Consider the following 12,775-nt stretch of genomic DNA (forward strand, 5'->3'; position numbering starts at 1 on the left):
CAGTCCCAATTAAAAGAGGTACAAATTGTATTTCGATAGTCGGAAAGCTCGTTTTGGCTTAATGAACCAAATATAAAAGATGAGCAAAAATAGTGCGGGATGGAGCAGTTGGTAGCTCGTCGGGCTCATAACCCGAAGGTCGTAGGTTCGAGTCCTGCTCCCGCTACCTCAAGTAAATAAAAGCCTTTCAGAGAAATCTGAGAGGCTTTTTACTTTAACAACTATTTCCTTATTTCATAGTGCAACTCCACTATCCCGTTTTTGTAAGCCGTCACGTTTTTCACGTGCAACATTTGCTCTTGCTGAATCTGATCAAAAAACAGCTTTCCTTCCCCTAAAATAATGGGGATGATTGATACCCTTATTTCGTCTGCCAACCTTAAACGAATCAGATCTTTGGCAAGTACAGCTCCCCCCGCCATCCAAACATGCTGGTAATTCGGTTTTAGTCGTTCACTCACAAGTTCATGCAGGTCTCCCGAATAAAATTCAACGTTATGTCCGTCAACCGGCAAATCTCTGTGCGTTAATACAATAACCGGAACATCTCCATAAACCCACCCGTAAGATTTTGAAAGCTTTAGTGCGTGCTCGTATGTTTGGGAACCTATCAAATAACAATCTATCGATTTCAGAAACGCCGCAGTATCCTGTTCAGTCAGCGTAACTCCTTTCTCATAGTTGTCAACGGTTTCAAACCAAGAAATGCTATTGTCTTTTTTCGCAATAAATCCGTCAAGGCTTGAAACCATGTGGATGGTTAATTTGAAAGCGTCTTTTCCCATTGTGGTAAGCATTGTTGAAGTTTTGCCGATGCCAAAGCAATATAAATAAAAAACGAGCCACACCAGGATTAAATCTATATTTTGCTTGGTTGCCGATTAGACATTCCTTAGAGGAATCGGCCCCCCTTTTCTGAGAGGTTTTTTGCTTTACGATTTTTACTTCCCGAGATTTTTTGTTTGGGGGATGGTTCTTTGTATTTTGGCGAAACACAATTCAATTTAATGCCTGTAACCTTCAAACATCAAAGTATATTAATCGGACTTATATTCACAATAACTGCTTGTGATTGGGGAAGAACCCCGAGCAGAGAACGGTTTGAAAAGAATTGTCATATTACCTTGCCATCAGATGTACAGGTTTTAAGGGACGAGTATCAGGATATGGGCTCGGATTATGCTATTTACTATACGTTAAAATTTAATCCCGGAGCTTTAAAGACATTTGTTAACAGTATTAAGAAATCAAATTATTACGACGATGTCGTATTCCTGAATAGAACAATTAATAATACTATCCTCAAAGAAAGTAAAAACAACAATGGAGTTTGGCGGAAGTCTTTGCAAGGTTACCAATTTTACAAAAAAATAGGAGAAATTGAATTTACAGAGTTTAACATAAATTTAGATACAGCCGCCCGAATAGCTTCATTTGAAGAGGCGGCTAATTAGCCTCGTTTGACTTTCACAAAATTCAGCATTGTGCAGATCCCAAATCTGTTTATATTTAAGTCCCGTATGCAATATCCGGGTTAACAGTCTAAAAGGACAAAATCATTTATGAAACCTATCTTATTACTATTTTCAACTTTATTATTCGCTAACTCAATTTTCGCGCAAAAAAAAGTCAACTACGGCGTATTGCAAAAGCCAGACGAAAAGGTTTTGTACGGGTTTTCGCTAAAATCAAGCAATAAAATAGTGCTTGTTTGTACACAGAAAGATAATAAATATATTGTTTATCGCTTTGGCACAAAAGACAAAGCAGAACTACAATACCCGGCTTTGTTAAATGCAACATCGTGGAAAGTTTTCAGATACGATGGTTATTCAAGAAGTGGCGTTAACAATTCTCCAACCGAAATACATTCCCTGTCTTTTAAAAACAACAACGCAACTTATGAAATAGGTGATAATTGGGACGGTGATGAGAATGAACATAATGCCGAAGTAATTGTTAAATCAAATGGCAAAAAGACAAAGATAGAGGGACTTGCTTCATCAATCGATGGCACACTGGCAACTCTGCTGGAAAAGGACAATCTTATTCACAATTATTATTTGGATGACAATAAGTAATAAATTCGGCTCCTCAACCCGGTAACTAAAACGAATCGATATACTAACAAAAGTCGAAACAAATTATTAAAGCTTTTAAATCCTCAAAAAAGTTCAGATTTGTTCTGCTTCCGCTACCTAGAAAGTCAAACGCCTCAAGTCGAAAAATTTGAGGCGTTTGGCATATTTTGCAGGTAGCTACCTGAAACACAAAAAACGGCCTCGGGCTGGATATTATATAGTTCGTTCCCACGAACCTATCTTCACCCAACCCGTCTTCATATTCCTCTTCAAATAAATCATCACATGTAACATAAGCTATGCATCACAACTCTTAATAATATACTTTTAGCTCATGAACTTTATACGCACTATCACATTCCTGTTATTTGCCTCCCTTTTGGCTCCTCTTTTTTCCAGCGCACAAAATCTTACGTCAGATAGTATCGACGTGTTTATCAAAAATAAGATGCAGCAGAAACATATACCGGCCTTGCAACTGGCGGTAATACGCAATAATAAAATCATTAAATTAAACAGTTTCGGCATAACCAATCTTGAAAACAATATCCCGGCTACAGATCATAGCATCTTTTCCATCAATTCAATCACCAAAGCCTTTGTGGGTGTAGCCATTATGCAACTGGCAGAAGAAGGTAAACTCAAGACAACCGACCCTATCTCCATGTACCTGGACAGCCTGCCAGTTGCGTGGCAAAAGATAACATTGCAACAGGTGTTAACACATATCTCCGGATTGCCGGATATGCTGGATGCCGATGAACAAATACTGGGCAATGGCATCGAAAAACTGGCCATGCAAAAGGTAAAAGCATTACCCATGGAGTTTAATACAGGCGATAAATTCAGCTATAACCAAACCGGTTACGTACTGCTTGGCCAGATCATTAATAAATTGAGTGGCATGCATTTCACTAAGTTTATTGAAGAAAGACAATTTAAAGTAGCCGGAATGAATTTAACCAGGTTCGGAGATTCTTATGATGTGGTTCCAAACTCGGCCGGCGCCTATACCATGACTAAATTGGTTAAAGGACAATTTATCAGAAACAAAACTCCCGGTGTTGGCTATATACAGTTCCCCTTGTTTTACAGAACGGCGGCAGGCATTCAATCTACAGCCGGTGATGTTGGCAACTGGATCATCGCGCTAAAAGAAGGTAAATTACTGAAGAATAAATCAAGTATAGACACGATGTGGAAACCGGCAATCCTAAATAACGGGCATGTTGGCGGATTTAATAAGCTCACCAATGGCTATGCACTGGGATGGCCAACCGTAACCCGGGATGATCACCCGGCCGTAGGTCCGGTAGGTGGTGGCAGATCTGCACTGTTTATTTACTTAAAAGACGACCTTTCTATCGTTGTACTCACCAACCTCATGGGCGGCAATCCAGATCAGTTTATTGACGAAATAGCCGGTTATTATATCCCCGATATGCATGAAGCCAATGGTTTCGGCTTACCCCCAAGCATTAAAAAATTAAGGGCCGGGTTATTAAAACAGGGCTTTGACCACGCAAGCAGCATTGCCGCCGATTTGAAAAAACACGATGCTACGTTCAAATTAGAAGAAAATTCCCTGAACGCATGGGGATACCAACTACTTAATCAGAAGAAACCCACCGAAGCGCTTTCCATTTTTAAACTAAATACAACACTGTATCCTAATAGCGCAAATACTTACGATAGCTATGCAGAGGTATTGGAATTAACGGAAAATAAAAAAGACGCCCTGATAAACTACAAAAAATCATTTAAACTGAATCCGGAAAATAAAAGCGCAGCAGAGCGGATAAAAGCACTTTCCGTCAATTAAATATTTACCGCAATAGTGGGCTCTAAACGGTAACCTACTTTGCAGATGCTGCAGAAAGAGGTTCAATTTTAATCCTGTTTGAGCACCCTCAAGCAAATGAAAGCCTCAAGTCGAAAGATTTGAGGCTTTTGCGTTTCGGATGTTTTGTAAGTTGGCGTTGCGGTGATAAGCAATGCGAAGATTATTTCAAATACTCATTAAAAAAATCAATAGTGCGTTTCCAGGCAAGCTCCGCAGCGACTTTGTCATAACGGGGTGTTGTATCGTTATGGAAGCCATGGTTTACGTTTTCGTAAATAAACGCCTGGTATTTTTTGCCATTTGCTTTTAAGGCGGTTTCATAAGCCGGCCATCCGCCCGTGATGCGGGCATCAAGTGAGGCATACTGCAGCATAAGCGGAGCTTGAATTTTAGGCACATCTTCAGCTGCCGGCTGACTGCCGTAAAATGGCACTGCTGCCGCCAGGTCGGGTATGCGGACTGCCATCCTGTTGGCGATACCGCCGCCAAAACAAAATCCAACCACACCAACCTTACCGTTACAATCCGGGTTAATTTTTAGATATTCATAGGCAGCAATAAAATCCTCTTCCATTTCTTTGGGATCTCTTTTACTTTGCATTTCACGGCCCTTGTCATCATTACCAGGGTAGCCGCCCAGGGGTGTAAGGGCATCGGGCGCCAGTGTAATAAAACCGGCCAGGGCGGCCCTTCTGGCCACGTCTTCAATATAAGGGTTGAGGCCCCGGTTCTCATGAACAACGATGATGCCGCCCAGTTTCTTTTTATTATCTTTTGGTTCCGACAGCAGGCCTTTGATAACACCGCCCCCTTTTGGCGAGTCGTACTTAATATATTCCGATTTCAAACGGGGATCATCCGCTTTAATCTGCACGTTTCCCTGGTAATCAGGCATCAGGAAACTCATTAATGCAGGAACGGTTAATGCGCCAACTGCATAAACAGATAGTTTTTGCACAAATTCACGCCGGTCGAGCCGGTTATGTGCATAGTCATCATACAGGTCAAATACTTCCTGCTTAACGTCCTCTTTGTTGATTTGGCTCATAGTTAAAGGTTTTATTCAAATATAATAATTCGCTGCAACCGCCTGTTAACCAAATTGTAACAATCCCGAAGCATGCAGAGCTTTGGTTTCACCATAATAAGACTGTGGGTCGATTCCCGCTCCGGCAGGAAATCAGGAATAAATGTTATTTTTCAATGAGCTTCATATAGCTTAACCGGATTAAAATAAATGGCTTTTTCATACGATTTAACAGTCTGATTGCGTGTTAAAACCTGTCGCAATACGCCCCCTGAAATGTCCCGAATACCCCTGCCCCGGCAGCAAAAAACCTTTTAATTTTGAAATAGTTAAACAAAATACTATCAAAAACAATTAATGTTTACGAATTTTAACTCTATATCGCCACCAAAATTATTTACCTATGTTACCCATCAAACCACACCTCTGGTTCGACCAGGATGCAAAACAAGCCGCTGAATTTTACGCATCATTCATGCCTGATTCAGCCATCAATTATGCCAATCACTTCCCAATGGCCGGCGGCGAATGCGAAGTAGTAGAATTTACTATAGCCGGCCATTCGTTCTTCGGCATCAGTGCCGGGCATAAGCTGGGCATCAATCCGTCCATTTCCTTTATGATCAATTTTGACCCATCGCGCAATCCGGATGCGGCCCAACATATCGACGAAATTTGGAATAAGCTAATTGAAAAAGGTAAAATAATGATGCCATTGGATAGCTACCCTTTCAGTAAACGTTACGGCTGGGTTGAAGACAAATACGGCGTATCCTGGCAGTTGATCCTGACCAACCCGATAGGCGAGGAAAGGCCTGTGATTGTTCCTTCGCTATTGTTTACCGAACCGATGGCGGGTAAAGCCGATGAAGCAATTGACTTTTACTGCGCTGTGTTTAAAGATGGCAAACGAGGCATCACGGCACCGCGCCCGGAGGATATGGGTCCGGATAAAGCAGGTACACTCATGTACGCCGACTATTACCTTGATCAAACCTGGCTGGCCGCCATGGACAGCGCGCATCAGCATGGTTTCCGTTTTAACGATGCGGTGTCATTATTAATACCATGTGAAACCCAGGAAGAGATCGATTACTACTGGTCGGCACTTTCAGCTGATGGCGAACCCGGGCAATGCGGTTGGTTAAAGGATAAATATGGCGTATCATGGCAGGTAGCCTCTACCGTCATGTTAAATGCGCTCAAAAACGGTACTCCTGAACAGATTGCGCGAGTGAAGGAAGCTTTTATGACGATGAAGAAAATACACATCGCAACCTTACAGCGGGCCTATGATGGTGAGTGATCAACGAGTGCTGGGTACCCCATGCCTAAAGATTTGAGCCTTTTTTATTTTGAATAGCAAGAGCAGGAATTTTTTGCCTATTATTACGACATGCATCTTCCTGTTGCCTTTCAGATTCTTTTTTTGGCCTTGCTATCATTTTTTAAACCGGGGAAATCTGATTTAAAAATCAACGCTAAACATCACAAAACGAGTAATATTCTTAAAACGCGTAAACACGCTCATGTACATTACAGATCAGCAAGCGCGGATACTGCCATTTCAACCGAGGGCACAACACCTGATGAATTAGTGACTTTTGCTAAAACACTTAAAGGGATAAGGTATCGGTTTGGGTCCACCAATCCCGAAAAAGGTTTTGATTGCTCGGGTTTTGTTAATTATGTTTTTAACCATTTCGGTATAGCCATTCCAAGGAGTTCTACGGATTTTTCTTCGTTTAGGGGGCTAACTGATTTAAAAGATGCCAAATTTGGAGATCTGATACTTTTTACCGGTACAAAAAAACACACCAAAAGGGCGGGGCATATAGGCATCATTGTATCCTTACCTGGTGAGCCCTTAAGTTTTATACATTCAACATCGGGTGCGGCCAATGGTGTTACGGAAACTGCCTTAAATGACTACTACCTGGGGCGTTATATTAAAACGATAAGGATATTTTCAGAAAACAACGATAAGCCCATCGATAATACAGAGCTGGAAACGGAATCCCGTTAATAGCCTACTGTGTGTACACAAGTTTGTTAACATGGCGCCGATTTGGCTAAAGCCACCCGGACCCTTTATTTATCCGCCCCATAAATGGGACGGTAATGAATTAAACCGCTGTTTGCCTTCAATTCTTCATTGCCGATGGTTTCAACCAACGGATAGAAAGCATATACAAACATGGCTTTAGCATAAATAATAAGTACCGGTCGAGTTAAAAGATGTGTAGCCATAATAGATTAACAACAGGAAAAGCGTTGTTGCTTACGGGCAGGATAAAACTAAAACGCCTCATTCAACCCCAAAAAGAACCCTTTAGATCCATACTTACCATAAGCGTAATCAAGGCATAAGTTGGTACGTGTAGCTTTATTAAACAACACACGCAAGCCCCCGCCACCACCGGGCTGCCATTTCTGAAACAGCTTTGTGCCAAATTCATCATTGGCGGTTTGCAGGTTAAAGAAGGTAACTCCGCTAACAAACTTGTTGCTTAAAATTGGGAAGCGATACTCCACTTCGGAGTAGTTATATTTTGTGCCTTTAAAGTAACCCACCGTATAACCGCGGCCGCTGCGAAAACCTGCGTCTTTAGCTGTGCCGGGCAGTTCCAGGTACGGTATATTGCCGCTGATTAAATAAGATCCCCAGTTCCAAAACGCGATAACATGCTCGGGATTTTCAGATGAAAGACTAAAGTATTTTCTGAAATCGGTAGTAAATTGCACCGCACTTTTTGAGCTGCCCATCCAGGTTTGATTAATGCGAAATCCCGCGTCGGCATATATTCCTTTATAAGCCCTGTTTTGATTATCGCGGGTGGTGTATTGAACATTGAAAAGCAAACCATTTGCCATATAATGATCACGGGCGAAGCCATGCCTGTCGCTATACACATTGTAAGGAGTTAAGTTTGCAGTATCCCTGGCATTGATTTTTCTTCTAACATCAAATGCTACGCCGGCACCCACAAAAAGGTTTTTTTCAACTTCCTTATATACCTTTTCCCTGAGGGTATAAAATTGAGAATGGAGCGCATGAGGTTTACGATCTGCATCTATCAACGCCTGATCGGCCGCGCTCCCGCCAACTGCTCCCTGGCCTATGCCCAACCCATAATCGGGCGTAACGGTCTTTGCCGCAACCAGGTTACCCTGAAAATTCCACTTATTACCGGGTGTATAGATGTTATGGTTGATGTAAAAGTATATAATCCCTTTTGTAGTATATGAAGCTGATGTTGCCGCGACAGACAAGAGCGTATTCGGGTCATTCCCTAACTTTTTGCCTGCAACCGCCTTAATCCCCAATTGAAAGCCAATACTGGGATTGGCGGCAATATTAGGTATAATGGTGATACCCGACCTTTTGTGAAGTGAATCGGGTTTCTTATTTGGGGTAAAAATATTACTGATCAAATCTGCGACGTCATACTGCTTGGAAATGGTATTTGCCTGCTTTTGAAATTTTATAGAGTCGGCACGTTTGGAATTTGCCTTGGCGGTATCAACAGGACCGGTTACCTGGCTATAGGCAGAGCCTTGTATACCTGTAAACAATAGCAATAATAATACCTTAAATACTAAATAAAACCGGCCTCTTCTTTCTTTATACTGCACTTTTGGAATCTTTAATATTAATATTTCAATTATTTTTATGTGTATTGTAATAAGGCAAGGTCAAGGTTTAAACTTTAAAACCCTTTAAATGTTTTAGTTTTAAGCTTACTGCCACATCCTCAGGATGATGGTTACCTCAACCTTAGGGTATGTTTATTAAAAAACAGATCTTTGATTATTTAATGCGCCAATGCCAAAATTTATCATACATTTGCAACCCCAACAAAATAGAGTGCGGGATGGAGCAGTTGGTAGCTCGTCGGGCTCATAACCCGAAGGTCGTAGGTTCGAGTCCTGCTCCCGCTACAAGTTAAAAGCCTCAAGTCGAAAGATTTGAGGCTTTTTGTTTGATGCATAATCCTTCCCACATCCTCAATCTGTACTCATAATCCCCCTTCTAATTTCAAACCCCAATCTCCATAATAAAGATTATTTATTTATGAGCGTAGAGTGAATATGTGATTATAGATTTTCTTAAATTTGAGTTATAGCCAATCCAATTAACCTCCCAATTAACCTATAAATTAAGTATGGAAAACAATACAGATCACACTACCAAGTTAGCTGACCTTAATGATCCAGGCAGTGCAGCTAAATGCCCTTTTTTAAATGGAGCCTTAAAGCAAAGCGCAGGCGAGGGCACAAGAAATCGCGACTGGTGGCCAAATCAGTTAAAATTGAATATCCTGCGTCAAAACTCTTCGCTATCCAATCCAATGGGCGAGGGATTTAATTATGCCGAAGAATTTAAGAGCCTGGATTTGGATGCCCTGAAAAAAGACATCTTTGATTTGATGACCAATTCCCAGGAATGGTGGCCGGCAGATTATGGTCATTACGGGCCGTTCTTTATCCGTATGGCCTGGCACAGCGCGGGCACCTACCGTGTCTCCGATGGTCGTGGCGGTGGGGGCTTCGGCACTCAACGCTTTGCACCGCTCAACAGCTGGCCCGACAATGCGAACCTTGATAAGGCACGTTTGCTGCTTTGGCCGATAAAACAAAAATATGGCAAAAAACTTTCATGGGCAGATTTGATGATCCTCACCGGAAACTGTGCCCTCGAATCTATGGACTTTAAAACCTTCGGCTTCGGCGGCGGACGTGTGGACGTTTGGGAACCCGCAGAAGATGTTTATTGGGGTTCTGAAAAGGAATGGTTAGGCGATAGCCGATACACCGCCGACAGGGAACTGGAGAACCCGCTTGGCGCAGTCCAGATGGGACTTATCTACGTGAATCCGGAAGGCCCTAACGGAAACCCCGATCCGCTTGCATCCGCGCGTGACATTCGAGAAACTTTTGGCCGTATGGCTATGAATGATGAAGAAACTGTCGCGCTTATTGCCGGCGGACATACTTTTGGTAAAACTCACGGCGCTGCCGATCCGGGCAAATATGTTGCTCACGAACCAGCCGCTGCAGGTATTGAGGAGCAAGGCCTGGGCTGGAAAAACTCATTTGGCACAGGTAATGCCGGTGATACCATTACCAGCGGCCTTGAAGGCGCATGGACCACTACACCAACCAAGTGGAGCAATAACTATTTTGAGAACCTCTTCGGTTACGACTGGGAGCTTACAAAAGGCTCGGGAGGCGCACATCAGTGGAAACCTAAAGGTGACGCTGGCGCTGACTCAATACCCGATGCCCATGATCCGACAAAGCGCCATGCGCCGTTTATGCTTACAACAGACATTGCCCTAAAAGTAGATCCTGCTTACGAAAAAGTTGCCAGGCACTTTTACGAAAATCCTGCTGAATTTGCGGACGCATTTTCCCGTGCATGGTTTAAGTTGACGCACCGTGATATGGGGCCACGGGTCCGCTACCTGGGTAAAGAAGTACCCGCAGAAGAACTGATCTGGCAGGATCCTATCCCGGCCGTTACTCATCAATTGATTGATGATAGTGATATCGCTGCATTGAAAGGTAAAATACTTGAACCAGGATTAACCGTTTCTGAATTAGTATCTACCGCATGGGCGTCGGCATCAACATTCCGGGGCTCCGATAAACGTGGCGGCGCTAATGGCGCACGCATTCGGCTTGCACCACAAAAAGATTGGGAAGTAAATAATCCTGCTCAACTGGCAAAAGTTTTGGCAGCACTGGAGAACATTCAAAAAGATTTCAACAGCACCCAATCCGGCGGTAAAAACGTTTCACTTGCCGACCTGATTGTTTTGGGTGGATGTGCAGCCATTGAGAAGGCGGCAAAGAATGCCGGTCAGGATATAACAGTACCTTTTACACCCGGACGCGCCGACGCGTCGCAGGAGCAAACGGATGTGGAATCATTCGGAGTCCTCGAACCTACTGCAGATGGTTTCCGCAATTATCTGAAACCTCTACACACCAGCGCGGCTGAGGCCATGCTGGTTGACAAGGCACAGCTGTTAACACTCACCGCACCCGAAATGACGGCTCTGATTGGCGGCATGCGAGTTCTTAACACCAACTTTGACCACGCTCAGCACGGTGTGTTTACCAAACAACCGGAAGCCCTTACAAACGACTTTTTTGTGAACCTGCTTGATTTGTCTACCGTATGGAAAGCTACATCGGATGCTCAGAAAGTGTTTGCTGGCTCTGATCGGGCTACAGGTGAAATAAAATGGACTGGTACCCGTGTTGATCTTATCTTCGGTTCCAACTCCGAGCTTAGGGCCATTGCTGAAGTATATGCCTGTGAGGATGCCAAAGAAAAGTTTGTGCAGGATTTTGTGGCTGTATGGAGCAAAGTGATGAACCTTGACCGTTTCGACCTGGCCTAATTTCGGCCCTATATTATTTAGCGTAAAAAGATGGCCCGGCAACTGGGCCACCTTTTTTATTTTCAAGTTTTATCCATCACCGGTAAACCGGAATCCATAAGCTTATTTTTTTTCCGCTGATGGTGGATATCGGCGTATCTTTTCATCATAGGAGATGATTTTCCCGTTTTTCATCAACACATCGTCAGTATAATACAGCGAATCGGTTTTCCCCTTTTTATCGGTCCATTTTTCAACGTACCATAATGTAACCCAGGTATCTTTCTTATCGGGGTAATAGGTGGTCATCCAGGAATCAAAATTTTTCGAAACAGAAGTCATATCAGCCCGGGTTTGAGCCAGTATGGTCAATAAACTGTCTCTTTTCCCTTTAAAATAAAATTGATCACCTATAAACTCCACCGTATCCGCAAAATTTTCAAGGGCGCCCTTAACATCACCTGCAACATACTTTTTCAGGCAATTAAGCACAATCAGGGCATTCTTCTCATCTCCCGGCTGCCAGTTGATGGAATATTTTGGTGTAAAAGGATAAATAAGCTTAGCGCTGTCGGGTTTTGCCTGTTCGGTATTTATCTTGTTTTTGCAGCCGAAAACCAAGGCGCATAAAATCATAATAAGGCTGGTTTGTTTCATAAATGTCGGGTTTATTAAAAAATTAGCTTTAAAGATTAAATGTAGGAAGCAAAAGAGCAACTGCATTTATGTGATATACAGGGCTACAACGTTTACACTCCGCTTAATAAACTCCGTTAACCCAAATAACGTTAAGCTTTTTTTAACAGCGCTTTCTTTTCCTCGTACTCCGGAATATCAATTTCTCCTTTTACCAATTTTCTTTTAAGGGTATCTAAAGGATCCTCTTTTCTGGCCCACGAACTAAAAAACACCCGGTACAACAGGATGAACCAGAGTACCCACCAAATCCAGTGCATACCCCAAAAATAAGTTTGATAATGCCACATCTTTTTATTGTTTATTTTACTATTCGCTGATTGTTTTATCGCTCTTCATTAGTCCATAACGACAGTGCCCGCCCTTCTGAAAATCCCAAATGCTGTATATAGTAATAGCCTGTTAGTCCTTTTAACAAATCGATCATTCCGCTTAAATGGCATGGTTAATTGCGGCTGAATTAACATGTACTCTACGTATTTTTCAGCCCACTATAATTAAGGAGATTCGCGCAATCCGTTAATTGTTTTTGAACACTCTCAACAGGTGCAAAATTAACCACCTATGGCTATAAGAAGAATGATATAGAACACAAAACCAGTAGATTATGAAAGTTTTTTTTGTTTTCGACTAAAATTAATCTGATATTTAGTGTACTTCGATTTTTATCTGATCAAAAACTTTTTTAGCATTTATCTGTTCGTTTGCAATTGGCTCAATTATTGTATTATTCGTT

At 42.4% G+C, this 12,775-nt stretch carries 12 protein-coding genes and 2 tRNA genes; 8 read left to right on the top strand and 6 right to left on the bottom strand.

Going from position 1 to position 12,775, the window contains the following annotated elements; genetic code table 11:
• The first annotated feature begins 93 nt into the window (after nt 1-93).
• A tRNA-Met gene (locus Q0R88_RS08020) sits at nt 94-166 on the top strand.
• 55 nt (nt 167-221) lie between these two features.
• Here the strand turns inward: Q0R88_RS08020 and Q0R88_RS08025 are convergent.
• On the bottom strand, nt 222-785 hold the full coding sequence (locus Q0R88_RS08025) for a dihydrofolate reductase family protein (protein ID WP_295714777.1): 564 nt from the start codon (nt 783-785) through the stop codon (nt 222-224).
• 222 nt (nt 786-1,007) lie between these two features.
• Here Q0R88_RS08025 and Q0R88_RS08030 point away from each other — a divergent pair, with 222 nt between their 5' ends.
• The 3 genes from Q0R88_RS08030 to Q0R88_RS08040 all read left to right on the top strand — a co-directional run bounded on the left by Q0R88_RS08030 (nt 1,008) and on the right by Q0R88_RS08040 (nt 3,903).
• Nucleotides 1,008-1,454: a hypothetical protein gene (locus Q0R88_RS08030; protein WP_295714780.1), complete on the top strand. Its 447-nt coding sequence runs from the start codon at nt 1,008-1,010 to the stop codon at nt 1,452-1,454.
• Between the two features lie 108 nt (nt 1,455-1,562).
• On the top strand, nt 1,563-2,081 hold the full coding sequence (locus tag Q0R88_RS08035; protein WP_295714783.1) for a hypothetical protein: 519 nt from the start codon (nt 1,563-1,565) through the stop codon (nt 2,079-2,081).
• Nucleotides 2,082-2,415: 334 nt separating this feature from the next.
• On the top strand, nt 2,416-3,903 hold the full coding sequence (locus Q0R88_RS08040) for a serine hydrolase (RefSeq protein ID WP_295714785.1): 1,488 nt from the start codon (nt 2,416-2,418) through the stop codon (nt 3,901-3,903).
• A 181-nt stretch (nt 3,904-4,084) separates the two neighbouring features.
• Here Q0R88_RS08040 and Q0R88_RS08045 read toward each other — a convergent pair whose 3' ends face one another.
• Nucleotides 4,085-4,972 (bottom strand): dienelactone hydrolase family protein, encoded by an 888-nt coding sequence (locus tag Q0R88_RS08045; protein WP_295714788.1) that lies wholly within the window; start codon nt 4,970-4,972, stop codon nt 4,085-4,087.
• A gap of 382 nt (nt 4,973-5,354) precedes the next feature.
• Here Q0R88_RS08045 and Q0R88_RS08050 point away from each other — a divergent pair, with 382 nt between their 5' ends.
• Together Q0R88_RS08050 and Q0R88_RS08055 are read left to right on the top strand one after the other, a co-directional pair.
• Nucleotides 5,355-6,257, top strand: a complete 903-nt coding sequence (locus Q0R88_RS08050; protein WP_295714790.1) for a VOC family protein — start codon at nt 5,355-5,357, stop codon at nt 6,255-6,257.
• Nucleotides 6,258-6,347: 90 nt separating this feature from the next.
• On the top strand, nt 6,348-6,977 hold the full coding sequence (locus tag Q0R88_RS08055; protein WP_295714793.1) for an NlpC/P60 family protein: 630 nt from the start codon (nt 6,348-6,350) through the stop codon (nt 6,975-6,977).
• 65 nt (nt 6,978-7,042) lie between these two features.
• On the opposite strand, the gene Q0R88_RS08060 is transcribed toward Q0R88_RS08055, so the two are convergent.
• Together Q0R88_RS08060 and Q0R88_RS08065 are read right to left on the bottom strand one after the other, a co-directional pair.
• The gene (locus Q0R88_RS08060; protein ID WP_295714796.1) at nt 7,043-7,201 is read right to left on the bottom strand and encodes a hypothetical protein; all 159 of its coding nucleotides are present in this window, start codon (nt 7,199-7,201) and stop codon (nt 7,043-7,045) included.
• A 48-nt stretch (nt 7,202-7,249) separates the two neighbouring features.
• Nucleotides 7,250-8,587, bottom strand: coding sequence for a BamA/TamA family outer membrane protein (locus Q0R88_RS08065; RefSeq protein WP_295714799.1), 1,338 nt, complete (start codon nt 8,585-8,587; stop codon nt 7,250-7,252).
• 233 nt (nt 8,588-8,820) lie between these two features.
• Between Q0R88_RS08065 and Q0R88_RS08070 the strand changes: the two genes are divergently transcribed.
• Nucleotides 8,821-8,893 (top strand) — tRNA-Met (locus Q0R88_RS08070).
• A 224-nt stretch (nt 8,894-9,117) separates the two neighbouring features.
• Nucleotides 9,118-11,364, top strand: a complete 2,247-nt coding sequence (katG, locus tag Q0R88_RS08075; RefSeq protein ID WP_295714802.1) for a catalase/peroxidase HPI — start codon at nt 9,118-9,120, stop codon at nt 11,362-11,364.
• Nucleotides 11,365-11,466: 102 nt separating this feature from the next.
• Here the strand turns inward: katG and Q0R88_RS08080 are convergent, their stop codons facing one another.
• Both Q0R88_RS08080 and Q0R88_RS08085 read right to left on the bottom strand, forming a co-directional pair.
• Nucleotides 11,467-12,000, bottom strand: a complete 534-nt coding sequence (locus tag Q0R88_RS08080; protein WP_295714805.1) for a hypothetical protein — start codon at nt 11,998-12,000, stop codon at nt 11,467-11,469.
• Nucleotides 12,001-12,131: 131 nt separating this feature from the next.
• Nucleotides 12,132-12,329, bottom strand: a complete 198-nt coding sequence (locus tag Q0R88_RS08085) for an SHOCT domain-containing protein (protein WP_295714808.1) — start codon at nt 12,327-12,329, stop codon at nt 12,132-12,134.
• Nucleotides 12,330-12,775 lie beyond the last annotated feature (446 nt).

Origin of the sequence: Mucilaginibacter sp., from assembly GCF_025362475.1 — a bacterium.
Lineage (GTDB): Bacteria > Bacteroidota > Bacteroidia > Sphingobacteriales > Sphingobacteriaceae > Mucilaginibacter.

What these genes read in the sequence shown, in the direction of transcription:
- Q0R88_RS08045 (WP_295714788.1), bottom strand. Translation starts at nt 4,972, where the DNA reads ATGAGCCAAATCAACAAAGAGGACGTTAAGCAGGAAGTATTTGACCTG.
- Q0R88_RS08050 (WP_295714790.1), top strand. Translation starts at nt 5,355, where the DNA reads ATGTTACCCATCAAACCACACCTCTGGTTCGACCAGGATGCAAAACAA.
- Q0R88_RS08030 (WP_295714780.1), top strand. Translation starts at nt 1,008, where the DNA reads ATGCCTGTAACCTTCAAACATCAAAGTATATTAATCGGACTTATATTC.
- Q0R88_RS08040 (WP_295714785.1), top strand. Translation starts at nt 2,416, where the DNA reads ATGAACTTTATACGCACTATCACATTCCTGTTATTTGCCTCCCTTTTG.
- Q0R88_RS08080 (WP_295714805.1), bottom strand. Translation starts at nt 12,000, where the DNA reads ATGAAACAAACCAGCCTTATTATGATTTTATGCGCCTTGGTTTTCGGC.
- Q0R88_RS08035 (WP_295714783.1), top strand. Translation starts at nt 1,563, where the DNA reads ATGAAACCTATCTTATTACTATTTTCAACTTTATTATTCGCTAACTCA.
- Q0R88_RS08085 (WP_295714808.1), bottom strand. Translation starts at nt 12,329, where the DNA reads ATGTGGCATTATCAAACTTATTTTTGGGGTATGCACTGGATTTGGTGG.
- Q0R88_RS08060 (WP_295714796.1), bottom strand. Translation starts at nt 7,201, where the DNA reads ATGGCTACACATCTTTTAACTCGACCGGTACTTATTATTTATGCTAAA.
- Q0R88_RS08055 (WP_295714793.1), top strand. Translation starts at nt 6,348, where the DNA reads ATGCATCTTCCTGTTGCCTTTCAGATTCTTTTTTTGGCCTTGCTATCA.
- Q0R88_RS08025 (WP_295714777.1), bottom strand. Translation starts at nt 785, where the DNA reads ATGGGAAAAGACGCTTTCAAATTAACCATCCACATGGTTTCAAGCCTT.
- katG (WP_295714802.1), top strand. Translation starts at nt 9,118, where the DNA reads ATGGAAAACAATACAGATCACACTACCAAGTTAGCTGACCTTAATGAT.